The sequence below is a fragment of the Sphingomonas faeni genome, assembly GCF_040407505.1.
In the GTDB taxonomy this organism is placed as follows: Bacteria; Pseudomonadota; Alphaproteobacteria; order Sphingomonadales; family Sphingomonadaceae; genus Sphingomonas; species Sphingomonas faeni_E.
Genome location: NZ_JAPZPQ010000005.1, coordinates 15,349 through 38,569, shown reverse-complemented (window position 1 = coordinate 38,569; position 23,221 = coordinate 15,349). Strand labels below are relative to the sequence as shown.

The 23,221-nt window shown below is 66.2% G+C and carries 19 protein-coding genes, 1 tRNA gene and 2 pseudogenes; 16 read left to right on the top strand and 6 right to left on the bottom strand.

Annotated features, from left to right (window positions below):
• The first annotated feature begins 41 nt into the window (after positions 1 to 41).
• A complete protein-coding gene (locus O6X71_RS15370) occupies positions 42 to 434 on the top strand; it encodes a response regulator (protein WP_353466607.1) in 393 nt (130 codons plus the stop codon).
• 1 nt (position 435) lies between these two features.
• On the opposite strand, the gene O6X71_RS15365 is transcribed toward O6X71_RS15370, so the two are convergent.
• Positions 436 to 1,287, bottom strand: a complete 852-nt coding sequence (locus tag O6X71_RS15365; RefSeq protein WP_353466606.1) for a class I SAM-dependent methyltransferase — start codon at positions 1,285 to 1,287, stop codon at positions 436 to 438.
• A 60-nt stretch (positions 1,288 to 1,347) separates the two neighbouring features.
• Between O6X71_RS15365 and O6X71_RS15360 the strand changes: the two genes are divergently transcribed.
• The 4 genes and pseudogenes from O6X71_RS15360 to O6X71_RS15345 all read left to right on the top strand — a co-directional run bounded on the left by O6X71_RS15360 (position 1,348) and on the right by O6X71_RS15345 (position 3,611).
• Positions 1,348 to 2,070 carry a ComF family protein gene (locus tag O6X71_RS15360; RefSeq protein WP_353466605.1) on the top strand — a complete coding sequence of 241 codons (723 nt, stop codon included), beginning with the start codon at positions 1,348 to 1,350 and terminating at the stop codon, positions 2,068 to 2,070.
• Positions 2,071 to 2,102: 32 nt separating this feature from the next.
• Entirely contained in the window at positions 2,103 to 2,357 is a 255-nt protein-coding gene (gene grxC / locus O6X71_RS15355; RefSeq protein ID WP_056063132.1) for a glutaredoxin 3, read from the top strand.
• Positions 2,357 to 3,184 carry a carbon-nitrogen hydrolase family protein gene (locus O6X71_RS15350; RefSeq protein WP_353466604.1) on the top strand — a complete coding sequence of 276 codons (828 nt, stop codon included), beginning with the start codon at positions 2,357 to 2,359 and terminating at the stop codon, positions 3,182 to 3,184. The genes grxC and O6X71_RS15350 overlap by 1 nt, the downstream gene beginning before the upstream one ends.
• Positions 3,181 to 3,611: pseudogene (locus O6X71_RS15345) on the top strand (DUF1178 family protein). The gene O6X71_RS15350 and the pseudogene O6X71_RS15345 overlap by 4 nt, the downstream one beginning before the upstream one ends.
• Before the next feature lie 28 nt (positions 3,612 to 3,639).
• Here the strand turns inward: O6X71_RS15345 and O6X71_RS15340 are convergent.
• Positions 3,640 to 3,729, bottom strand: a tRNA-Ser gene (locus tag O6X71_RS15340).
• 118 nt (positions 3,730 to 3,847) lie between these two features.
• Between O6X71_RS15340 and O6X71_RS15335 the strand changes: the two genes are divergently transcribed.
• On the top strand, positions 3,848 to 4,111 hold the full coding sequence (locus O6X71_RS15335) for a hypothetical protein (RefSeq protein WP_353466603.1): 264 nt from the start codon (positions 3,848 to 3,850) through the stop codon (positions 4,109 to 4,111).
• A gap of 4 nt (positions 4,112 to 4,115) precedes the next feature.
• Here the strand turns inward: O6X71_RS15335 and O6X71_RS15330 are convergent, their stop codons facing one another.
• Entirely contained in the window at positions 4,116 to 4,271 is a 156-nt protein-coding gene (locus tag O6X71_RS15330) for a hypothetical protein (protein WP_253072287.1), read from the bottom strand.
• A gap of 160 nt (positions 4,272 to 4,431) precedes the next feature.
• Between O6X71_RS15330 and O6X71_RS15325 the strand changes: the two genes are divergently transcribed.
• From O6X71_RS15325 to O6X71_RS15315, 3 genes are read left to right on the top strand one after another with little or no spacing between them, the layout of a single operon-like run.
• Entirely contained in the window at positions 4,432 to 5,541 is a 1,110-nt protein-coding gene (locus O6X71_RS15325; RefSeq protein WP_353466602.1) for an acyl-CoA dehydrogenase, read from the top strand.
• A gap of 47 nt (positions 5,542 to 5,588) precedes the next feature.
• Positions 5,589 to 6,284, top strand: a complete 696-nt coding sequence (locus O6X71_RS15320) for a PIG-L deacetylase family protein (RefSeq protein ID WP_353466601.1) — start codon at positions 5,589 to 5,591, stop codon at positions 6,282 to 6,284.
• Complete coding sequence (locus O6X71_RS15315) at positions 6,274 to 6,864, top strand: SAM-dependent methyltransferase (RefSeq protein WP_353466600.1); 591 nt, start codon at positions 6,274 to 6,276, stop codon at positions 6,862 to 6,864. The genes O6X71_RS15320 and O6X71_RS15315 overlap by 11 nt, the downstream gene beginning before the upstream one ends.
• Positions 6,865 to 7,371: 507 nt before the next feature.
• On the opposite strand, the pseudogene O6X71_RS15310 reads toward O6X71_RS15315, so the two are convergent.
• Together O6X71_RS15310 and O6X71_RS15305 are read right to left on the bottom strand one after the other, a co-directional pair.
• Positions 7,372 to 7,740, bottom strand: a pseudogene (locus O6X71_RS15310) (glycosyltransferase); the annotation flags it as partial.
• Between the two features lie 47 nt (positions 7,741 to 7,787).
• Entirely contained in the window at positions 7,788 to 9,935 is a 2,148-nt protein-coding gene (locus O6X71_RS15305) for a catalase (RefSeq protein ID WP_353466599.1), read from the bottom strand.
• Positions 9,936 to 10,105: 170 nt separating this feature from the next.
• Here O6X71_RS15305 and O6X71_RS15300 point away from each other — a divergent pair, with 170 nt between their 5' ends.
• The 3 genes from O6X71_RS15300 to O6X71_RS15290 are packed head-to-tail and all read left to right on the top strand — an operon-like array spanning position 10,106 to position 13,557.
• Positions 10,106 to 10,897, top strand: a complete 792-nt coding sequence (locus O6X71_RS15300; protein ID WP_353466598.1) for a glucose 1-dehydrogenase — start codon at positions 10,106 to 10,108, stop codon at positions 10,895 to 10,897.
• Positions 10,890 to 12,725: a glycoside hydrolase family 15 protein gene (locus O6X71_RS15295; RefSeq protein WP_353466597.1), complete on the top strand. Its 1,836-nt coding sequence runs from the start codon at positions 10,890 to 10,892 to the stop codon at positions 12,723 to 12,725. The genes O6X71_RS15300 and O6X71_RS15295 overlap by 8 nt, the downstream gene beginning before the upstream one ends.
• Before the next feature lie 28 nt (positions 12,726 to 12,753).
• Positions 12,754 to 13,557 carry an SDR family NAD(P)-dependent oxidoreductase gene (locus O6X71_RS15290; RefSeq protein ID WP_353466596.1) on the top strand — a complete coding sequence of 268 codons (804 nt, stop codon included), beginning with the start codon at positions 12,754 to 12,756 and terminating at the stop codon, positions 13,555 to 13,557.
• Between the two features lie 163 nt (positions 13,558 to 13,720).
• Here O6X71_RS15290 and O6X71_RS15285 read toward each other — a convergent pair whose 3' ends face one another.
• The gene (locus O6X71_RS15285; RefSeq protein ID WP_353466595.1) at positions 13,721 to 14,824 is read right to left on the bottom strand and encodes an NADH:flavin oxidoreductase/NADH oxidase; all 1,104 of its coding nucleotides are present in this window, start codon (positions 14,822 to 14,824) and stop codon (positions 13,721 to 13,723) included.
• Between the two features lie 179 nt (positions 14,825 to 15,003).
• Between O6X71_RS15285 and glgX the strand changes: the two genes are divergently transcribed.
• The 4 genes from glgX (at position 15,004) to treY (ending at position 23,217) form a co-directional block, all read left to right on the top strand.
• Entirely contained in the window at positions 15,004 to 17,103 is a 2,100-nt protein-coding gene (glgX, locus tag O6X71_RS15280) for a glycogen debranching protein GlgX (protein ID WP_353466594.1), read from the top strand.
• Positions 17,100 to 18,809 carry a malto-oligosyltrehalose trehalohydrolase gene (gene treZ, locus O6X71_RS15275; RefSeq protein WP_353466593.1) on the top strand — a complete coding sequence of 570 codons (1,710 nt, stop codon included), beginning with the start codon at positions 17,100 to 17,102 and terminating at the stop codon, positions 18,807 to 18,809. The genes glgX and treZ overlap by 4 nt, the downstream gene beginning before the upstream one ends.
• Positions 18,810 to 18,883: 74 nt before the next feature.
• Positions 18,884 to 20,779 (top strand): 4-alpha-glucanotransferase, encoded by a 1,896-nt coding sequence (gene malQ / locus O6X71_RS15270; protein ID WP_353466592.1) that lies wholly within the window; start codon positions 18,884 to 18,886, stop codon positions 20,777 to 20,779.
• The gene (gene treY, locus O6X71_RS15265; RefSeq protein ID WP_353466591.1) at positions 20,776 to 23,217 is read left to right on the top strand and encodes a malto-oligosyltrehalose synthase; all 2,442 of its coding nucleotides are present in this window, start codon (positions 20,776 to 20,778) and stop codon (positions 23,215 to 23,217) included. Before malQ ends, treY begins: the two co-directional genes overlap by 4 nt.
• Positions 23,218 to 23,221: the final 4 nt, after the last annotated feature.

Below are 23,221 nucleotides of genomic sequence, written 5' to 3'. Positions count from 1 at the left end.
ACGATATATCCTCCTTTGACCTATGTTAAGTGGGGGCTGTGGTGAACGTTTTGTTCATCGAGGACGACCGGATGAACCGCCGCGTCGTCAAGGATATGCTCGATGTCGCGGGCGTGGCGATGGTCGAGGCGGAAAGTGCGGAACGTGGGCTTGAGATCATCGACGAGCAGGACTTCGCGATCATACTCGTCGACCTGCGGATGCCCGGCATGGATGGGATCACCGCCATCAAACATATCCGCGGACGCGGCGATACCAAGGCGAAGGTCCCGATCATTGTCGTGACCGCCGACATCGCCCCGGACCTGCGCGAGCGCTGTCTGGCAGCGGGTGCCGACGATGTGATTTTCAAGCCAGTCGCGATGGATTCGTTGTTCGAGTCGATGGGCGCTATCCTCGCCCGCGGTGTCGAGGGAGAGGGGATGATCGGCTAGCTCAACGTCGCAGCGCGTCGCCGAGCGAAGCGGTCGCGCTACCGCGTCGCGCCGGTTTGGGTTGCGAAGGATCGGGCGACCAGCCGGTCAGGAAGACGATCTGGAACGTCTCGTGCGTACGGCCGCGATCGTCGGCCGCGTCGGCGAACGCCGTCATGGTTCGACCGAGGGTGCCCGACGAAAGGGGCTGGCGTTGCGCGAGGATATTGCTTGCCCCCATTCCGCGCAGATCGCCGAGCAGCCGGCCGAGATCGCGGTACCCGACGTCGAGCGTCTCCACATCGGCCACGGGCAAGGCGAACCCCGCACGCATCAGCAGGTCGCCGGCGGATCGTACGTCGATCTGCGGGTGGAGACGCGCGGCAGGCCGCTCGCTTTCCGCGAACCTCAGCGCGCTGCGAAGTGCCGGCAAACTCCCCGCACCGACGAACGCGCCGAGAAACAGGCCGTCAGGACGCAGCACGCGGCGGATCAGCGTCAGCGCACCGGGCAGGTCGTTGACCTGATCGAGTACGCCGGCACTTACAACGAGATCGAACGAGGCATCGGCGAAGGGGAGACGATCCTCGTCGGCTTGCACGCCGTCCGGCTTGGCGGCAAACGCGAACCCCGCATCGCAGCGTGCCACGCGGGCGCCCGGCGGCGGGGTGAAGGCGCCGTCGAAACAGCCGAGATCGAGGATGTCGGTAAAGTCTCGCGTCACCGCATCCAGCCGTTCGCCGATCCCGTCGAGCATAGTCGCGCGCAGAAAGTCATGCTCGGCATACCCCGGCGCGGCGCGGTCCCGGCGGACACGGCGCGCGGCGCGGTCGAAGATCTCGGGGGCGGAGTTTTCTGAAACGATATCGGACACGTCTTCGCTTGTGCCGTGGTCGCCCGCCTCGGACAAGGGCTGGCACTCATGGGGGGCTGGATGAAGATACTCGCCCCGTTCCGCTTCATCGCCGGGATCGCCTTGCCGCCACGGTGCGCCGGTTGCGGCACGCCGGTTGCCGAGGATCACCGGTTTTGCGCGATTTGCTGGACGGGATTGCGGTTCCTGGGGCCGCCCTGGTGCGCCGGCTGCAACCAACCTTTCGCATTCGACCGCGGTGACGACGCACGATGTGCGGCATGCCTCGCCGATCCGCCGCGCCATGCCGGCGTCCGCGCTGCCGTCGCTTACGGTCCGATCGCGCGGACGCTGGCGCTGCGCCTGAAGTATGGGGGGCGTATCGCCTTTGCGGAGACCATGGCGCGACAGCTGCGGCGCTTGTTGCCGGACGAGGTCGACTTGCTGGTGCCGGTGCCGCTGCACCGCTGGCGAATATGGTCGCGCGGCTTCAACCAGGCGGCGCTGATCGCCGACGCCATCGCGAAGCTGTCGGGAGTAGGGCACGATCGCACCGTTCTGACGCGGCCCCGGCGGACGATCCTGTTGCGCGGGCTCGGCGGACGACAGCGAGCAAAGGCGGTGTCGGCCGCGTTCGCGGTCCCGTCGCGCGACCGCGTGCGGGGCAGGGCGATCGCGTTGGTGGACGACGTCTACACCAGTGGCGCGACCGCCGACGCGTGTACCCGCGCGCTGCTCAAGGCGGGCGCGCGATCGGTCGTGATCCTGTGCTGGGCGCGGGTCTTGCCGGCGTCTGACGATTGACAACGGCAAACCGAGACCACATTTCCCGCTTCATGGCTAAAGTCGAAATCTACACCAAGGCGTTCTGCCCGTATTGCACGCGCGCGCTGAAGCTCCTCGCATCGAAGGGGGTCGAGCCCGAGCAGTTCGACGTCACGATGGGGGGCCCGAAAAAGGCCGAGATGGTCGAGCGGTCGGGCGGCCGCATGACGATGCCGCAGGTCTTCATCGACGGTAAGCATATCGGCGGATCGGACGATCTGGCGGCACTCGACGCGAAGGGCGGCCTCGACGCACTTCTCGCCTGATGGCGAAGATCGGCGTCCTCCAGATGACGAGCGGGATCGATCCCGCCGTCAACGCCGCGACGCTGGTCGAAGCGGTCGGGGAGGCGGGCGCTGCTGGTGCGGTCGTGTTGTTCACCCCCGAAATGTCGGGACTGATCGACCGCGATCGGTCTCGCGCGGCTGGCTCGATCGTCTCCGAGGATAATGACCCGGTGCTGGCGGCCGTCCGTGATGCTGCGGCATCGGCCGACATTTGGGTCCACCTGGGATCGCTTGCCGTACGACGCGCGGACGGTAAATTCGCTAACCGTGGGTTCGTGATCGACCCGAGCGGCGCGATCCGCGCGCGCTACGACAAGCTTCATCTGTTCGACGTCGACCTCCCGTCCGGGGAAAGCTGGCGGGAATCGTCAGCCTATGTCGCGGGTGAGACGGCGACGGTCGTCGACACGCCCGCGGGCAAGCTCGGCACGTCGATCTGCTACGACCTCCGGTTCGCCGACCTATATCGCGCGTTGAGCGATGCGGGCGCCGCTATCCTGTCGGTCCCAGCCGCGTTCACGCGCCCGACTGGCGCAGCGCATTGGGAAATCCTGCTACGCGCGCGGGCGATCGAAGCAGGCGCGTTCGTCGTTGCAGCGGCGCAGACCGGCGTTCACGAGGACGGACGCGAAACACACGGCCATTCGCTTGTGATCGATCCATGGGGCGATGTGCTGCTCGACATGGGTGAGGGCGCAGGGCTGGCGTTCGCGGAGATCGACGTCGCTCGGATCGAGCAGGTGCGATCGCGTATTCCGGTTATCGCGCATCGTCGGACTATTCCGCCCGTCTCGATCGTCGAGTGATCGTATTCGACCTGAAGTGCGGTGGTGGCCATGTGTTCGAGGCGTGGTTCGGATCCAGCGAAGCGTACGAAAGCCAGCGCGCGGCGGGCCATGTCCGCTGTCCGGTTTGCGACGATGGCACGATCCCAAGGCGGTGATGGCGCCTGCGATCCCGGCCAAGGGCAATAGCAAGCCGGCGGCGCCGACCCCGGAAGCGGTCAAGGCGGCGATGAAGATGCTAGCCACGCGGCAGGCCAAGGCGCTGGAATCCTCGGAATGGGTCGGCACCGCGTTCGCCGACCGCGCACGCGCGATGCATCTCGGGGACGAGAAACAGGCGACCATCCACGGTCAGGCCAGCCTTGCAGAGGCGAAGGCGCTGGTCGACGAAGGTGTTCCGGTCGCCCCGCTCCCGATGCCGATCATTCCACCGGGGAAGGCGAACTGATCTCCGAGTGCGTTCGGGTTGTATGCAGTGGCGGACGGGGTGGGATTCGAACCCACGGTAGAGTTACCCCTACGACGGTTTTCAAGACCGTTGCCTTAAACCACTCGGCCACCCGTCCGGATGCTGGCTCGACGCGCATCTAAGCGGTGGTTCGTCGGATCGCAACCATATGGTTTGGGGCGGCGCCACGTCGAGGTCAGTTTGCGTTTGCGTCCCCATACCGGCATGGGGCGGCGATGGACCTAAACGCGATTTCGCACCACTTCTTCGGCACGTCCGACATCGATACGCTAAGCCCGGCCGCTCTGGAGGCAGGTCGGGAGCGTGTGTCGATCGCGTTCGGTACCGAGCGGGATGCTGGCCGAAAGTTCGCGCTTTGGGCCGTGTTGCGTGCGACCGGCGACGCGCCCGACCCGATGCGGGCGTTCAAGGATCCGCGGGAACAGCGTGCGGCGCAGATGTACGCGTCCGCGATCGGAGCCGCCGGCGCGGACGACTAAGCGGTCAGGCCGCGCGGCGTTCCAGCAGCGCGCGGTCGATCCGCCGGATCAGGTCCGCGATCGGCGGCATGTCGCTGTCGCCACGACGCCCGCGAAGCGACGGCTGGTCGATCTGCATACGCTTGCCGAGCAGCGTAAAGACATCCTGTTTGCGTGCCATCGAGTCCGATCCTTTCCGTTGGGTGGGAGTATGCCGGCCAAGCGTTAACCAAAGGTTCGGCCGCGGTGCCGGACGCGTAAATTAGTTCCGCGCTCCATGATGGCGATACGCAACGCTGGCGCCTGTCCCGCGTTCTGTGTGACGAAGCTGGCGTACCGCCATGGGTTTCACGGGGAGTCGGCCACTGACCACATATCCAACCGGCTGGACCGTCCTGGAGACCGTCCGGCACCTCGCCGCGGCATGGGATCAGGACAATTCGCACGAGACATTCCCGGCGGAGCGGATAGCCGACCTCCACGGCGCGGGCGCGCTGGCCGCATTCAAGACGCTTGGTACGGGCGTGCAGACCGACGCGCTGCTCGACGTTCTCCGCGCGATCGGCGGCGCCGACCTCAGCCTTGGGCGCGTGTTCGAAGGGCATGTGAATGCCGTCCAGCTCGTCGCGACCTACGGGAACGACGCGCAGTGCAAGGCGCTCGATGCCGATCTCGCAGCGGGCAAGGTCTTCGGCGTCTGGAATACCGAACCGGCGCCGGGGCTCGCGATCCACGCTGCTGGCGACGGTCGCTGGACGCTTGATGGCGCGAAGAGCTTTGCGACCGGGGCCGGGCATCTCGACCGCATCCTGGTGACGGCGCGCGACGCGAACGGCGACAAGCAGCTCGTGCTGGTCTCGATCACGGGCGAGACTACGCGGACCGACAATTCCGGATGGCAGGTGCGCGGGATGCGCGGCACATGCAGCGGGCGGTTCGACTTCACGGGTATGGAGATCGGTCGCGAAGGCGTGATCGGTGCGCCGAACGACTATGAACGCGAGCCACGTTTCAGCGCGGGCGCGTGGCGGTTTACGGCGGTCCAGCTCGGCGCGGTCGAGGCACTCGTCCGGCATCTGCGCGATCACCTCGTCGCGACCGGCAAGGGGGCGGACCCGATCCAGCGCGCGCGGTTTGCTGCCTGCCTGACCGAGACGCGGAGCGCAGGCTTGTGGGTGCGCCAGGCGGCGCATCTGGCCGAGGCGCAGGCGAGCGACGCCATCCCGCTGGTGCTGATGACGCGCGGCGTGGTCGAGGAAGCGGGCTTGAAGACGATGGAAGCGGCGGCGCGTTCGGTTGGCACCGCGTCGTTCTTCGCGGCTAGCCGGATCGACCGGATCACGCGCGATCTCGGGCTGTACCTGCGCCAGCCGGTCCCGGATCAGGCGCGCGACCGCGCGGCGGCGGCGTGGCTCGAGGATGATTGCTGGGGCGACGATCGGTGGTGGTAGCGCCGGGCGGCAGGGCCTGGAGCAATCTCACGCGGCGGGCCCGGCGGATGTCGGCCAGGACGGTGGCGGGGCAGGGGCCTTGGCTCGTGCTGGCGCCGCATCCCGATGACGAGACGCTCGGCTGCGGCGCGTTCATTGCCTCGGTAACCGCGGCAGGCGGCCGGGTTCACACCGCGTTCCTGACCGATGGCGCGGGATCGCATCCCGATGCGCCGGGCTGGAGTGGAAAACGGATCGCGGGGCTGCGGCGCGGCGAGGCGCAGGCGGCGTTGAAGGCCCTGGGTGGAGAGCAGGACGCGCTTTATCTCGATTGGCCCGACGCGTCGCCGGCTTCGAAGGGCGATCCGCTGTTCGTACGAAGTGTCGATCGACTGGCCACGTGGTGCAAGGCTCGCGGCGTCCGCCAGATCGCGGTGACATGGTCGGGCGAACCGCATTGCGACCACGAGGCCGCCGCCGCACTCGCCGAGGCGGTGGCACGGCGCGCGCATTGCCGTCTCTGGCAGTATCTCGTCTGGGGCTGGACCGTTCCCGACCTGACAGAGCGCCTGCGCGGCGCCCGCATAGTCTCGATCGCCACGGCATCCGGTCGTCCCAGACAGCGTCGCGCGATGGCGTGCCATCGCAGCCAGCGCAGCGGGCGGATCGTCGGCGCGCGCGAGAACTTCCGGCTGCCCGACGCGATGATGCGGCTGATGGACCGGCCGAATACCCTGTTGCTGGAGACCCGCGATGCGCCGTGAACATTCGATCGAACCCGAGTATTTCGAGGCGCTCTACAAGGACAAGGGCGACCCGTGGGCGTTCGAGACCAGCCCGTACGAGGCCGCGAAGTATGACGAGACCTTGGCCGCGTTGCCGAAGGAGCGGTTCGAGAGCGCGCTGGAAGTCGGCTGCGCAAACGGCGTCCTGACGGCGCGGCTCGGTGCCCGATGCGACGCGTTGCTCGCGCTCGACGTGTCGGAAACCGCGGTCGCGGCTGCACGGGCGCGGTGCGCGGACAAGCCGCATATTCGCATCGAGCAGCGCCGACTTCCCGAAGACGCTCCCGCAGGGACGTTCGACCTGATCCTGCTGTCGGAGGTAGTCTATTACTGGGACAGCGCCGACATCGTCCGGCTGGCCGCGTACGTCCGCTCGGCGGCGGCGTCAGGCGGGTATGTGATGCTGGTCCACTGGATCGGCGAGACCGACTATCCCAAAAGCGGGGACGATGCCGTCGCCGAACTGCACGCCGCGCTCGGTGATCGTGTCACGGTCGTTCGCAGCGATCGGCACGAAGCGTATCGGCTCGACCTCTGGCGGCTGGAAAACGCGCGTTAGGCGGATCAGCGTCTGCGCCTCGCGGATCGCCGCGGGCAACGTCGCGAAGCTGAGCTGGTCGCTCGGGTTCGCGGAAGCGGGATCGAGCGCTGCCGTCACCGCATAAGTCTCGTGGAGCGGCGCGTCGACAGGCTGGTCGATCCATCGCGCGACCGCATCCGCCATGCCACCCGGCGCTCGTCCCGAAATCCTGCAGGACGTGAAGACGCGGACGTCGAGCGGGTGCCGAACCTGCCCACCATGCGCCCGGATACGGTCGAACAGCGCGCGGTCCTCGGCAACGGGCGGGGTGGGGGCGCCACCGATCCGGCGGTACATGGCGTGCGTCACCGCGATGCTGGCGCCACCCTCATAGAAATGGCGTGGCCAGGGATCATGGGCTTCGGTCTCGACGCGCGCGCGCAGATAATCGAGCGCGGTATAATAGCGCCCGAGCTGATCGAGCCGCCGCCGTGCCGCCGTGCCAAGGCTCGCTCGGTCGGACCGCAGCGTCAGCGCGCGACCGGCCACGGCGTCGTTACCCGCGTCGAAGTGCGCGATGATACGGACGATCCAGTCGGCGGCCACGTTCGTGTCCGCATCGGTCGACAGCAGCAGATCGGTATGATGCGTGAGCAGCGCGGCCCCCGCGTCAAGCGCCAGCCGCCGGGCCCAACCGGCGTGCCGCGCACCCGGTAAAAGCGAAACGGCCGACCATGCGAGCGTCGCATGCGTCGGCCGCCAGTTCGTCAGGATATCGATCGTGCCATCGGTGCAGTCGTTCGCCATTGCGACGATGACTACCTTGCCGCCGTAGCGCCCCGCCGCACGATCCAACGCGTCGAGGCAGCCAGGCAGATACTGGTCTTCGTTCTTGACCGGAATGGCGATCGCCACCGCACGCTGAGCGTGTGGTGGCGACGATCCGGGTTTGAACGAAGCGATCAAGCCGCCTCGGGGTTTTCGAACGCTGGTGCGTCGAGGTCGACGTTCAGTTCGCGGTCCCAGATGCGGAGTTTGGCGAGCGTTTTCAGGAACGCTTCGACGTCGTTCTTGCCGCCCAGTGCGATCACGCCGTCGTCCATATCCTCGTCCTCGATGCCGGCCTTTTCCAGGAACGGCTTCGCGTCGGCGTTGAAGCCGATGAACTTGGCATGCCCGAACGCATCGCTAACGAAGTCCTTAGCGGTCTTGTCCTTGCCGAGCTTCTTCGCGCCGTCCGCCGACACGACGATCGCGACGGCATCGTAGAGCACCGACGGCGCGCCATCGATCTTCTGCTTTCCCTCCGCGAGCGTCCCGTCGTCGAGCGTCGCGCCGGCAACCTTCGGTGCGATGATCTCGTACGTGGCCTTCGCCGCGACGATCCCGTCGACCAGGGCCTGCACGATTGCTGCCGGAGCACCGTCGGTGACGAGAATGCCGAGCTTGCGACCCTCGAAACTGCCGCTGGTGTTCTTGAGGATGCTGAGGGCATCCGAAGCGGGCAGGTCGGTCCGCGTCTCGACCGCAGCCTTCGCCTTGGGCGGCATCGCCGTGAGCCCGAGACCGGTGGCAACCGTCTTCGCGAGCTTCTCGTCGATGTTGAGCAGATGCCCGACCATCAATTCGCGGATATCAACGCGCTCGACCTTGGACAACTCGAACGTCAGCGCATCGCCGATGTGCTTCTGCTCGATCTCGGTCTGGCTGATGAAGAACTGCCGCGCCTGGCTGTAGTGATCGGCGAACGTCGCCGATCGCACCTGAGCCTTGCGTCCCGTTTCCTGCGACGGGAAGTGCTTGTAGCCCTTCGATGGGCTCTCGCGCGGCGTGCCGGCCCAGCTGTTCGGTTCATAGTTCGCACGACCCTTGCGGGCATGCATCGCCATGTGGCCGTCCTGCTGGTAATTGTTCACCGGGATCTTCGGCGCATTGATTGGGATATGCGTGAAGTTCGGGCTGCCGAGGCGCTTCAGCTGCGTATCGAGATACGAGAAGTTGCGGCCCTGCAGAAGCGGATCGTTGGTGAAGCCGATGCCCGGCACGATGTTCTGCGTGCAAAACGCGACCTGCTCGGTCTCGGCGAAGAAATTGTCGACCAGACGATCGAGCTTGAAGCTGCCGATGATGCGGACCGGGATCTGCTCCTCGGGAATGACCTTGGTCGCGTCGAGCACGTCGAACTCGAAATTGTCGGCGAACTCGTCGTCGAACAGCTGCACGCCCATGTCCCACTCTGGGAAGTTGCCCTGATCGATCGAGTCCCAAAGATCGCGACGATGGAAGTCAGGATCGGCACCGTTGATCTTGACCGCTTCGTTCCACGCGACCGACTGAAGGCCCAGCTTCGGCTTGAAGTGGAACTTGACATAAGTGCCCTTGCCCTCGGCATTGACGAGGCGGAACGTGTGTACGCCGAAGCCCTCGACGAAGCGGAAGCCGCGCGGGATGGTGCGATCGGACATAATCCACATGACCATGTGCATCGATTCCGGGGTCAGGCTGATGAAGTCCCAAAAATTGTCATGCGCGGTCTGCGCCTGCGGGAAGCCGCGGTCGGGCTCTTGCTTGGCGGCATGGATTAGGTCGGGGAACTTGATCGCGTCCTGGATGAAGAATACCGGGATGTTGTTTCCGACGACATCCCAGTTACCCTCCTTGGTGTAGAACTTCACCGCGAAGCCGCGCACGTCGCGCGCGAGATCGGCCGAGCCCTTGTTGCCCGCGACCGTCGAGAAACGCAGGAACATCGGCGTCTGCTCGCCGACTTCGGTCAGGATGCCGGCGCTGGTGAACTCTTCCAAGCTCTCGGTCAGCGTGAACGTGCCGTGCGCGCCATAGCCGCGCGCGTGGACGACGCGCTCGGGGATACGCTCGTGATCGAAGTGGAAGATCTTCTCGCGGAAGTGGAAATCCTCGAGCAGCGTCGGCCCGCGATCGCCGACCTTGAGCGAATTCTGGTCGTCGAATACCGGGATGCCCTGCTGCGTCGTCAGGACGTCGCCGTCGTCGCTGGCGACCTGATGGAGTTCGCCGCCTTCGCCGATCTGCGTTTCAAATTTGGCGCCCTGCGGTGGCGTGCCGGTATCCTTGGCGATGGTCTTGGTCATGTGCCGTCCTCGTAGCTTCTCAGGACCCACAGCGCGCGGGGCGGGCTAAGAGTTGCACTGGAAACGAGGACTTAACGCAGATCAGCAAGATTGCGGGGGGAGGGCGTTGGCAGGGAGAAATGCCGGAGGGCGCGCGTTAAGCCGCGATAATCCCCAGCGAAAGACCAGCCATGCACATCGACCTGACAGGCCAGGCCGCGATCGTTACCGGCGCGAGTTCCGGTCTCGGCCGCGCCTCCGCCATCGCCTTTGCCAAGGCCGGTGCGAAGGTCGCGGTCAACTACAACAGCAGCGCGGACAAGGCGCGAGAGGTGGTCGAGGCGATCGAGCAGGCTGGCGGCGAGGCGTTCGCGTGCGAAGCGGATACGTCGGACGAGGCAGCGGTGATGAAGCTGTTCGACGCGACGGTCGAGCGCTTCGGTGGGGTCGACATCGTCTTCGCCAACGCCGGCATGCAGAAGGATGCGGCCTATGCCGACCTGACGCTGGAGGACTGGAAGCGCGTCATCGACGTCAACCTGACCGGGCAATTCCTGGTCTCCCGCGAGGCCGTCCGCCGGTTCCGCAAGCAGGGTGACCGCGGGTTTAGCCGGTCGATCGGGAAGATCCTGTTCATGAGTTCGGTGCACGAGGTGATCCCCTGGGCGGGCCACGCCAATTACGCCGCGTCGAAGGGCGGCAGCGGGATGCTGATGCGAACGCTCGCGCAGGAAATCGCCGGCGACCGTATCCGCGTGAACGGCATCGCCCCCGGCGCGATCGCGACCGAAATCAACGAGGATGCGACCGCCGACCAGGACAAGCTGCTCGAACTGATCCCCTACGGCCGCGTCGGTGACCCCGAGGACGTCGCCCGCGCGGCGCTGTTCCTGGTGTCGGACGCGGCGGACTATATCGTCGGATCGACGCTGACGATCGACGGCGGCATGAGCCTGTATCCCGGCTTCCGCGATAATGGCTGACCATGGGGATAAGCACGCCATATCGATCGCGGACCACGGCGCGATCGGTAATCTGGAGACGATCGCGCTGGTCGATACGGCCGGGACGATCGATTATCTCTGCTGGCCGTGCCTCGACAGCGCGTCGGTCTTCGCGCGGCTGCTTGACGGCGACAAGGGCGGGCATTTCTCGGTCGAGCCCGATCTGCTCGACGCGAACATCGTCCAGATGTACCTACCCGAGACCAACATCCTGCTGACCCGCTGGATGGCGAATGCGGCGAGCGTCGATCTGGTCGACCTTATGCCGGTCGGCAACGATGCCGATGACGCGCCGTCGCGGCTCGTTCGCCGACTGACCTGCACGCGCGGGTCGGCGACGGTCCGCGTCCGCTGTGCGCCGCGGTTCGATTATGGCGTGATGGGACGCATGGCCTCCGTCACGACCACCGATGCGGACGTGTCGCGCGGGCGGTTCGACCATGAAAGCGGCCTCGCGCTTGCGGTTCACGGTGCCGCGACGCTCGTCGCGGACGGCTGCGACCTGACCGCTGAAATCCACCTTAACGAAGGCGACACCGTTTCGCTGATCCTCAGCAACCCCGACGACGTCTCGCTCGATACCCAAGCGCTAGATGCGATCGTCGAGAAGGACATTGCCTATTGGCGCGCGTGGAGCCGCAAGTCGCGCTACCGCGGCCGCTGGCGCGAGACCGTCGAGCGCTCGGCGATGACGCTGAAACTGCTCACCTCGCGCAAGCATGGCTCGATCGCCGCCGCCGCGACCTTCGGCCTCCCCGAAGCGCATGGCGGCGTCCGCAACTGGGATTACCGCGCGACATGGATCCGCGACTCCTCGTTCACCGTCTACGCGCTGCTCCGGCTGGGCTATCAGGGCGAGGCAGTCGGCTTCCTCCACTGGGCGATGGACCGCGCGCAGGCGTGTTCGAAGGGCCATCTCGGCGTCATGTACGCGCTCGACGGCGGCGAGATCGCCGACGAACGCAAGCTAGACCTCGCCGGGTTCGAGGGCGCCACGCCGATCGTCGTTGGCAACGAGGCGAAGGACCAGACGCAGCACGACATCTACGGCGCGCTACTCGACGCGACCTATCTCGGCAGCAAATATGGCGAGCCGATCGCGCATGATTCCTGGGTCGCGATCGGGCGGATCGTCGACCAGGTCTGCGAGACGTGGGACACGCCGGACTCGGGGATCTGGGAAGTCCGTGGACCGAAGAAGCATTATCTTCACTCGCGCCTGATGAGCTGGGTCGCGGTCGATCGCGCGGTGCGGCTGGCGCAGAAGCGTTCGCTGCCCGCGCCGCTGGTCCGCTGGTCGGAAACGCGGACGGCGATCCACGACGATATCTGGGCGAACTTCTGGAACGACGATCTCGGCCGCTTCGTCCGCGCGATCGGCGATTCGCCCGAGGATCTGGCGGTCGACGGCGCACTGCTGATGATGCCGCTGGTCCGCTTCGTCGGCGCGACCGATCCCAAGTGGCTCGCGACGCTGGAGGCGATCGGCGAGGACCTGTCCGACGACGGGCAGGTCTATCGCTACCGGATCGACGACGGCTTGCCGGGGCAGGAGGGTACGTTCGTCGCCTGCTCGTTCTGGTACGTCGAGTGCCTCGCGCGGGCCGGGCGCCTCGACGAGGCGCGGCTGAACTTCGAGAAGCTGCTCGCGCACGGCAACCATCTCGGCCTGTTCGCGGAAGAAATCGCGCAGGACGGCAGCTTCCTCGGCAATTTCCCGCAAGGCTTCAGCCACTTGGCGCTGATCAGCGCCGCCTTCTACCTCGACCGCGCGCTCGACAGCGACGGTCCGCGCGAATGGGCATGATTTTTTTCACTGACGTAAGGACGACAGCATGAACCTTGATATCACAGGCAAGATTGCGCTCATCACCGGCGCGGACAGCGGCATGGGCAAGGAAACCGCCCGGATGCTGCTCCAGGAAGGCGTCCGCGTCGCGATCACCGACCAGCCCGGCGGCGACCTCGACGCCAGTGTCGAAGACCTGAAGGCGCACGGCGAAGTGATCGCGGTCGAGGCGGACCTGACCAAGCTGGACGACGTGAAGGCGCTGTTCGCCAAGGTCCGCGACCAGCTTGGCGAGCCGGACATCCTGGTCAACTGCGCGGGCGTGACCGGTGCGACCGGCGACTTTCTCGATGTCGACGATGCCGGCTGGCAGTCGACGCTCGACATCAACCTGATGGGCGCGGTGCGCGTCTGCCGCGAGGCGATCCCGGCGATGCGTGCCGCGAAATGGGGGCGCATCGTACTGATGAGTTCCGAGGACGCGGTGCAGCCCTATGTCGACGAGCTCGCCTATTGCGCGTCGAAGGCGGGCATCTCCAGCCTGTCGAAGGGGCTATCCAAGGCTTATGGCTGCGACAACGTGCTGGTGAACACCGTCTCGCCCGCGTTCATCGCGACACCGATGACCGACAAGATGATGGAGAAGCGCGCCGACGAGAAGGGCACGAGCTTCGACGCGGCGATCGAGACGTTTCTCGAGGAGGAGCGCCCGGGGATGACGCTCAAGCGTCGCGGGACGGCGGAAGAGGTCGCGTCGGCGATCGTGTTCCTGTGCTCGGAGCGCGCGAGCTTCATTAACGGCGCGGATATCCGGGTGGACTCGGGCTCGGTGATGACCGTCGCGGGGTGAGCGCTTAAGCATCGCCAGTCCGTAACTAAGAAATCCTCCCCCGCCAGGGGGAGGTGGCGCGGAGCGACGGAGGGGGAGGACACGGAACAGAGGTTTCGCCTGCCTCCCCCCGTCAGGCTACGCCTGCCACCTCCCCCTGGCGGGGAGGATTGCAGGAATCCCTCTACCCCTCGAACAAATCCTTAAACTGCCTCGGCTGCGACCGCAGATACTGCTTCGGCGCCTTCACCTTGCCCCCAAGATGCGCCGCCGCATGCCAAGGCCATCGCGGATCGTACAAAATCGTCCGAGCTAGCGCGATCATGTCCGCATCGCCCGTCCCGATAATCGCCTCGGCCTGCTCGAAATCGGTGATCAGCCCGACCGCGACCACCGGGATCGACACCGCCTGCTTCACCGCCCGCGCGAGCGGTACCTGATAGCTTGGCCCGACCGGGATCTGCTGCGCGGGCGTGATCCCACCGCTCGACACGTGGATCGCGCTGCACCCACGCGCCTCGAGCGCCTTCGCGAACGCCACGGTCTGCTCCGAATCCCAGCCGCCCTCGGCCCAGTCGGTACCCGACACGCGCATCGTCACCGCGCGCTCGGCCGGGAAGGCAGCGCGGACGGCGTCATACACTTCGAGCGGGAAGCGCATCCGGTTCTCGAGACTGCCGCCATATTCGTCCTCGCGCCGGTTCGACAGCGGCGACAGGAACTCGTGCAACAGATACCCATGCGCGGCATGCAACTGCACCGCGTCGATCCCGAGCCGCGCTGCGCGCACCGTCGCCGCCACGAAGGCATCGCGGACCCGCGCCAACCCCTCGGCGTCCAGCGCGACCGGAGCATTCTCCTCCAGCAGGAACGGCACTGTCGAGGGCCCCTCGGTCTGCCACCCGTTCGGCTCGCCCGGCGCGATCTGGAGTCCGCCTTTCCAAGGCACCTCGCACGACGCTTTCCGCCCGGCATGCGACAACTGGATCGCGATCGGCATGTCCGACCAGCGCCGCACGCTCTCGATCACGCCCGCCATCGCCGCCTCGGTCGCATCGTCGTACAGCCCGACGTCGCCATGCGTGATCCGCCCCTCGGGCAGCACCGCGCTCGCCTCGATCGTCAGCAGCGCCGCGCCCGACAGTGCAAGCTGCCCCAGATGGATCTGGTGCCAGTCGTTCATGCAGCCGTTTTGGGCCGAATACTGGCACATCGGCGCGATCACGATTCGGTTCGCGAGCGTCAGGTTGCCGATCTGGAGCGGCTCGAACAGTTTCGGCCCGCTCATGCGGCAATCAATCGGATGGAAGGCATACGCAGGTCCCTTGATCTGTGAGAAGGTGCGGCGAAAACTCGTTGCTGCTGGCGGAACATAGGAACGGGCGGGCGGGTTTCACGGCAAGGAATGCTGCACCGCGATAAAGCCGCGCCCGCAGCGACGATTACGACACGAAAAGGGTTCTCCCATTGCATCTACTGCCCGACACGCTCGACGCCGGCTCGGCCTATCCCCTCGGCGCGACCTTCGACGGCCTCGGCGTCAATTTCGCGGTGTATTCCGCCAATGCCGAGAAGATCGAACTCTGCGTCTATGACGAGACCGGCCGCCGCGAGCTGAAGCGCTATGCGCTCCCCGAATGGACCGACGAAGTCTGGCACGGCTACCTCCCCGACGCGCAGCCGGGCCTCGTCTACGGGTATCGGGCGCATGGCCGGTACGCGCCCGAGGAAGGCCACCGCTTCAACCCGAACAAGCTGCTGCTCGATCCGTACGCCAAGCAGATGATCGGCGAACTCCGCTGGACCGACGCGATGTACGGCTATCAGGTGAAGTCGCCGCGCGCGGACCTGAGCTTCGACAAGCGCGACAGCGCGCTTACGATGCCCAAGGGCGTCGTGACCGACAGCCATTTCGACTGGTCGCGCGACGTGCGCCCGAACACGCCCTGGTCCGAGACGGTCATCTACGAAGCGCACACGAAGGGCCTGACCAAGCTGTTCGAAGAGGTCCAGCCCTCCGAACGCGGCACCTTCGCGGCGCTCGGCAACCCCAAGGTCATCGATCACCTGAAGCACCTCGGCGTCACCGCGATCGAGCTTCTGCCGATCCACACCTACACCCAGGACCGCTTCCTCCAGGAAAAGGGCCTGCGCAATTACTGGGGCTACAACACCCTCAATTTCTTCACGCCCGAGCGATCGTTCTTCGCGACCGACAGCCACGACGAACTCCGCCGTTCGATCCGCCGCCTGCACGCCGCCGGGATCGAGGTTATCCTCGACGTCGTGTACAATCACACCTGCGAAGGCTCCGAACAGGGCCCGACGCTCTCGTGGCGCGGCCTCGACAACGCGAGCTATTACCGCCTCGTCAAGGACGACCCGCGCTATTCGATCAACGATACCGGCACCGGCAACACGCTGAACCTCACCAAGGCCCGCGTGATCCAGATGGTCGCGGATTCGCTGCGCTACTGGGCGACCAGCTTCGGCATCGACGGCTTCCGCTTCGATCTCGGCCTGACGCTCGGCCGTACGGATACCGGCTTCGATCCCGGCGCAGGCTTCTTCGACGTGCTCCGCCAGGATCCCGTGCTCGGCAGGCTGAAGCTGATCACCGAGCCCTGGGACATTGGCCCCGGCGGCTATCAACTCGGCAACTTCCCCCCCGGCTTCGCCGAGTGGAACGACAAGTACCGCGACACCGTGCGGAAGTTCTGGCGCGGCGATCATGCGCAGCGCGCCGATCTCGCCGCCCGCCTGACCGGCTCGGCCGACCTGTTCGACCGCCGCGCACGCCGACCCTGGGCAAGCGTCAACCTGCTCGGCGCGCATGACGGCTACACGCTTGCCGACACGGTTGCCTACGAGGAGCGTCACAACGAGGCGAACGGCGAAGACAATAACGACGGCCACTCGAACAACTGCTCGCGCAACTGGGGCGTGGAAGGCCCGACGGAAGACCCCGCAATCCTCGAAACCCGGTCGCGCGTGATGCGGTCGATGCTGACCACGCTGTTCGCGTCGCTCGGGACGCCAATGCTGGTCGCGGGCGACGAGTTCGGCCGCACGCAGAACGGCAACAACAACGCGTATTGCCAGGACAATGAGATCAGCTGGCTCGACTGGAACAAGGCCAAGTCCCCCGAGGGCGACGCGCTGATCGACTTCACCGCGCGCCTGATCGCACTCCGCCGCGACTATCCGATGCTCCGTGCCGGTAACTTCCTCTACGGCGAGGACACGCCCGCGGAAGGGCTGAAGGACATCGAATGGTGGGACGAGCGTGGCCTGCAACTTACGCCCGAAGACTGGGAGAACACCAACGGCCGCGCGCTGGTGATGCGTCGCGCGTGCGAGCAGGAGTCGGGCGAAGTGCAGGTTATCTCGCTCCTGCTCAACGCCTCGGAAGGCCCGCTGACGTTCTACATGCCACCCCCGGCAGACGTCGAACGCACCGTGCTGATCGACAGCAGCAAGCCCGAGCAGGGCACCACACCGATCAAGGACAGCTACGAGCTTCCCCCACAGGGTGCGGCACTGCTCTCCTGGACGATCGCAGCGTGAGTAGCTGGGGACCGACGCTCACCGGGAACGAAACGACGTTCCGCCTCTGGGCACCCGATCGCGACGCAGTGGCGGTCGAGATTGCCGATGGCCCGTCAGTCCCCATGATCCCTGAACCGAAAGGCTGGTTCAGCGCCAAGGCGCCGGTAGGGGCGGGGACCCTCTACCGGTTCCGCCTAACGGACGATCTCGCGGTTCCCGATCCGGCGTCGCACGCGCAGTCCGGCGGCGTCCATGGTTGGAGCGTCGTCGTCGATCCCGACGCCTACGTGTGGCGGACCCCGGACTGGCGCGGCCGACCGTGGGAAGAGATGGTCATCCAGGAGGTCCATGTCGGCACGCTCGGCGGCTTCGCAGGCGTCGCGGACCACCTCCCGGTGATCGCCGAACTCGGCATCACGGGAATCGAACTCATGCCCGTCAACGCGTTCGGCGGCACGCGGAACTGGGGCTATGACGGCGTGCTCCCCTACGGCCCCGCCGAGAGCTACGGCACACCCGACGAGCTGAAGGCGCTGGTCGACCGCGCGCACGAACTCGGTTTGGCCGTGTTCCTCGACGTGGTCTACAATCACTTCGGCCCCGACGGAAACTACCTCGGCGCCTATGCAAAGGGCTTTTTCCACCCCGAAGTCGACACGCCCTGGGGCGGCGCGGTCGCGGTCGACCAGGCGCCGGTCCACCGCTATTTCGTCGACAACGCGCTGATGTGGCTGAACGAATACAAGTTCGACGGCCTCCGTTTCGACGCGGTCCACGCGATCGAGAACGACGCCTTCCTCGACGCGATGGCCGCCGAACTGCGCGAGAAGACCGCCGGCCGCCACGTGCACCTCGTCCTCGAGAATGAAGGCAACGACTCCGACCGTCTCCGCCCCGCCGCGTTCGACGCGCAATGGAACGACGACTTCCACAACGTCCTCCACGTCCTGCTCACCGGCGAGACCAGCGCCTATTACGCCGACTTCGCCGACCGCCCCGCCGAACGCCTCGCGCGGTGCCTTAGCGAAGGCTTCATCTACCAGGGCGAAGGCTCCCCCAACCACGACGGCAAGCCGCGCGGCAAGCCCAGCGCTCACCTCTCGCCGACCGCGTTCGTCGCGTTCCTCCAGAACCACGACCAGATCGGCAACCGCGCGATGGGCGAGCGCCTGACGCTGCTCGCCGACCGCCATAAGCTCCGCACCGCCACCGCGTTGCTCCTGCTCGGCCCGCAAATCCCGCTGCTCTTCATCGGCGACGAACACGGCAGCGAAAGCCCGTTCCTGTTCTTCACCGACTTCCACGACGAGCTAGCGGACGCGGTGCGCGAAGGTCGGCGCAAGGAATTCGCCAAGTTCGCCGCCTTCGCCGACCCCGAAGCGCGTGAGGCAATCCCTGACCCCAACGCACACGAAACCTTTCTCCAATCGCGCGCACGCCCCGGTGCCGACGCGGCTAAGTGGCAGGACCTGTACCGGACGCTGCTCAAAATCCGACACGAGCAGATTATCCCCCGCCTGCGCGATACGACCGCCATCGGTGCCGAGGCGATCGGCGATGGGGCGGTCGTTGCGCGCTGGAAAATGGGTGACGGCGCAATCCTGACAATTGCGCTCAACCTCGGCGATGAACTCGTTGATTTTCCTGCAATAGAGGCTTCGCCGATCTTTAGCGATGGCGAGCCCGGCGAGGCAGCCAGCGTGGCAGTCTGGCTCGATCGATGAACAGTCTCCAAACACTCGCTGTCGCAGCGGGCTTGCAACCCGAATGGCAAGACGCGGCTGGTCATCGGCAGACCGTGTCGGACGGTGCCTTGCACGCGATCCTAGACCGCCTCGGCCACGCATCCGCCGATACGAAGCAGATCGCCGATAGTCTCGCTGCGATCACGACGCCAACATCGCGTACGCCGCGCTTCGTGTCCGTTAATGTCGGCGACCCGATCCAGCTTTCGATAACCCTATCGGGCAACGCCCAACTCACCCTCGAAAACGGTACGAGGACATCGGTCGCGATCGGCCGCGGTGCGCTCAAACCGATCGATCACACCGGCTATCACCGTCTTGAAATCGGCAACGACGTGATCGACCTGCTCGTCGCGCCGCGCCGCTGCTTCACGATCGCCGACGTCCTGCCGGGACGGAAACTCTGGGCGCCTGCGGTCCAGATCCCGAGCCTGCGCAGCGAGTCCACGAAGGCATTCGGCGACTTCGGTACACTCGCCGAAGCAGCGCGAGCGTTCGGCGAGCGGGGCGCCGACGCGCTTGCCATCAGCCCCACGCATGCGCTGTTCCCGGCCGATGCCAGCCGCTACAGTCCTTATGCGCCATCCAGCCGGCAATTCCTAAACGGCCTCTACGGTGATTCAGCTGTGTTCACCGGGACGTCGGACGAGCCGACTTCGGAGCTCATCGACTGGCAGCAAGCAATACCCGCGAAGCTCGCAGGACTTCGCAAGGCCTTCGACCAAGATGCGAAATCGCTTGGAAAAACTCTCGAAGCATTCAGACGGGATGGCGGCGAGAATCTCGACCATCACGCCGAGTTCGAAGCGCTCCATGCACATTTTTTCGCGCGCGACGGCGCGCGCGGCTGGCAGCAATGGCCCGCCGAGTATCACGAGCCCGCCAGCCCGGCCGTCCGCCGCTTCGTCACCGAGCACGCCGATGACGTCACCTTCTACGTCTTCCTCCAATGGCTCGCCCGCCGCGATCTCGACGCCGCGCAGACGGCCGCGAAGGACGCCGGCATGGCGATCGGCCTCATCGCCGATCTCGCCGTCGGCATGGACCCCGGCGGCAGCCACGGCTGGAGCCGGCGCAGCGACCTGCTGACCGGCCTCTCGATCGGCGCGCCGCCCGATCCGCTCGGGCCAGACGGGCAAAGCTGGGGCATCACCGGGTTCGATCCACAAGCCCTGCGCGACACCGGCTTCGCTTCCTTCATCGCGACGATCCGTGCCGCGCTCGCGCACGCCGGCGGCATCCGCATCGACCACGCGTTCGGCCTCCGTCGCCTCTGGGTCGTTCCCGAAGGCGCGTCTGCCGGGGAGGGCGCCTACCTCGACATGCCGTTCGACGATCTGATGCGGATCGTCGCGATGGAATCGCAGCGCGCGTGTGCGATCGTCATCGGCGAAGACCTCGGCACCGTCCCCGACGGGTTCCGCGAGGCGATGGACGCCCGCGCCATGCTCGGCATGCGCGTACTCTGGTTCGAGCGCGATGCGGACGGCTTCGTCCCTCCCGCCAAATGGTCGCCCGACGCGGTGGCGATGACCGGCACGCACGATCTCGCTACGATCGCAGGTTGGTGGAGCGGCCGCAATATCGACTGGACATGGGACCTCGGACGCAAGTCCGACGCTGCCGACAAACTTACAGACCTCGCTGCTCGCGCCGAGGACCGCGTCGCGCTCTGGTCTGCATTCGACACCGGCACCGAACAGCCAACACCCGAAGACACCGACCCGATCGTCGACGCAGCGATCGCGCACGTCGCCGGCACGCCCTGCGCGCTCGCCATCATCCCGATCGAAGACCTCGCCGGACTGGTCGAGCAACCCAACCTCCCCGGCACGATCGACGAACACCCCAACTGGCGCCGCCGCATGCCCGACACGACCGAGGCGCTGCTCGCCCGCCCCGAAGTCGCCGCCCGCATCGACACGCTCAACGCCACGAGACCCGCATGATCCCGCCTACAACGCCGCGCGCAACCTACCGCTTCCAGTTCCACAAGGACTTCACGTTCGCCGATGCCGAAGCGCTGGTGCCCTATCTCGACGACCTCGGGATCAGCCACCTCTACGCCTCGCCGATCACCACCGCGCGAAGCGGGTCCACCCACGGCTATGACGTCGTCGACCCGACCCGCATCAACCCCGAACTCGGCGGCGAACCGGTCTTCCGAAGCCTCGTTGCAGCCCTTCGCGCGCGGGCGATGGGCATCATCATCGACATCGTCCCGAACCACATGGGCGTTGCCGGTGGTGAGAACGCGTGGTGGAATGATGTCCTAACACATGGTGAAGCCAGCGAATTCGCGCGCTACTTCGACATCGACTGGCGCGAGAAGCTCGTCCTCCCGATCCTCGGCGATCCGCTCGCCGAAACACTGGCCAGCGGCGCGCTGAAGGTCGAGCAGGTCGAGGGCCGCTACGTGCTGGAAGCATACGGCGAAGATCGCTTGCCCCTCCGCGACGATGACCAGGCGACCGCGGCAACCGATAACATAGCCGGGCTCATCGACCGCCAGCACTACCGCCTCGCGTCGTGGCGCGTCGCGAACGACGAACTCAACTGGCGGCGGTTCTTTACGATCAACGACCTCGCCGGCCTCCGTGCCGAAGACCCCATCGTGTTCGACGCCACGCACGCACTCTATTTCCGCCTATACGCCGAAGGACTGATCGACGGCGTTCGCGTCGATCACGTCGACGGCCTGACCGATCCCGCCGACTATTGCCGCCAGCTCCGCGCGCGACTGGATGCGATCGATCGCCCCGCCGGTGCACCACCCGGTCCGGCGTATATCGTCATCGAGAAGATCCTTGCCGACGGCGAACCGCTCAGCACCGACTGGGGCGTCGACGGTACCAGTGGATACGATTTCATGGAGCAGGTCACCGCCTTGCTCCACGCCCCCGCCGGGGCAGAACCGCTCGCAGAACTCTGGGCCGACATAAGCGGCCGCTCCGCCGACTTCGCACCCGAGGAACTGCGCGCGCGGCAGGAACTGCTCGCGTGGCAGTTCGATGCGCAGCACCGCCGCTGCGTCGAGGCGTTCGTGGCGCTGGCCCGCTCGACACCCGACTGCGATGGACTGACGAGGGGCATGCTCCACCGCGCGATCGAGAGGCTGCTCTGGGTCTTCCCGGTGTATCGGACCTATGGAACGGGCGAAGCGGCGCCGCTCGCAGACGTCAGGATCCGCGACACCGTCCGCCAGCGGGTTGCGGAGTTCGTTCCGCCCGGCGAAGGCGCGGTGGTCGACCGGATACTGGGTTGGTTGGCAGGCGAGGGGCCAGGCGACGTCGCACTCGCCGCCGAAGCGGTGCGCAAATTCCAGCAGCTTTCCGCGCCGATCGCGGCCAAGGCGGTCGAGGACACCGCCTTCTACCGCTATGGTCGCCTGCTCTCGCGCAACGATGTCGGGTTCGATGCGGCGCGGATGTCGCTCGATATCGATGCTTTCCACGCCGCGATGATCGAGCGCGCTCGCGACTGGCCGTCCGCGATGCTCGCCACCGCGACGCATGATCACAAGCGCGGCGAGGACGTGCGCGCGCGGCTCGCGGTGCTCAGCGAGATACCCGATCTGTGGCGTTCGCATGCGGAGCATTGGCATGAACTGGCTGCCCCCTATGCGGAAGGCGTGGATCCTGCCGACACCTATATGCTGCTCCAGACGCTGTTCGGCACATGGCCTGTGGACCTAGATGCGTTGGATGCCGAGGCTCTTTCGGAGTATGCCGAGCGTATCGTCGCGTGGCAGGAGAAGGCATTGCGCGAGGCCAAACTCCGCTCTTCGTGGGAGGCGCCGGACGAGGCGTACGAGACCCGCTGTCACGATCTGGCGCGGGCGCTGCTCGATGCAGAGCGGTCGGCGGCGTTCCTCGGCGACATCACGGCGTTCGTCGATCTCGTCGCGCCGGCAGCGGAGGCGAACGGCCTCGCGCAGGTAGCATTGCGTTACACCGTTCCGGGCGTTCCCGACCTGTATCAAGGCACCGAGACCGCCGATCTGAGCCTGGTCGATCCGGATAACCGGCGGCCGGTCGACTATGCGGCCCGCCAGGAAATGCTCGCGACCGCGTCCGATCCGAAGGCGGCGTTGATCGCTCGCCTGCTGGCGCTACGGCGTCAGTATCCAGCGCTGTTCGCGAGCGGCTCGTACGAACCGATCGCCGTGACGGGTGCACGAGCCGAGCACGTCATCGCGTTTGACCGCGTGCATGACGGCATGGCAGTGCGGTGCGTAACGGCCCTGCGCGGCGCCGGACGTTACGTCGACGAGGTCGATGCCAGCGACTGGTGGGCGGATACTGCGCTGTCGTCCGGCGAAACGATCGCTGACCTGCTCGGCACGTCAGCCGTTTCGGTCGTCGTGTTGGACGGCGTGGCGAGCTGACCAA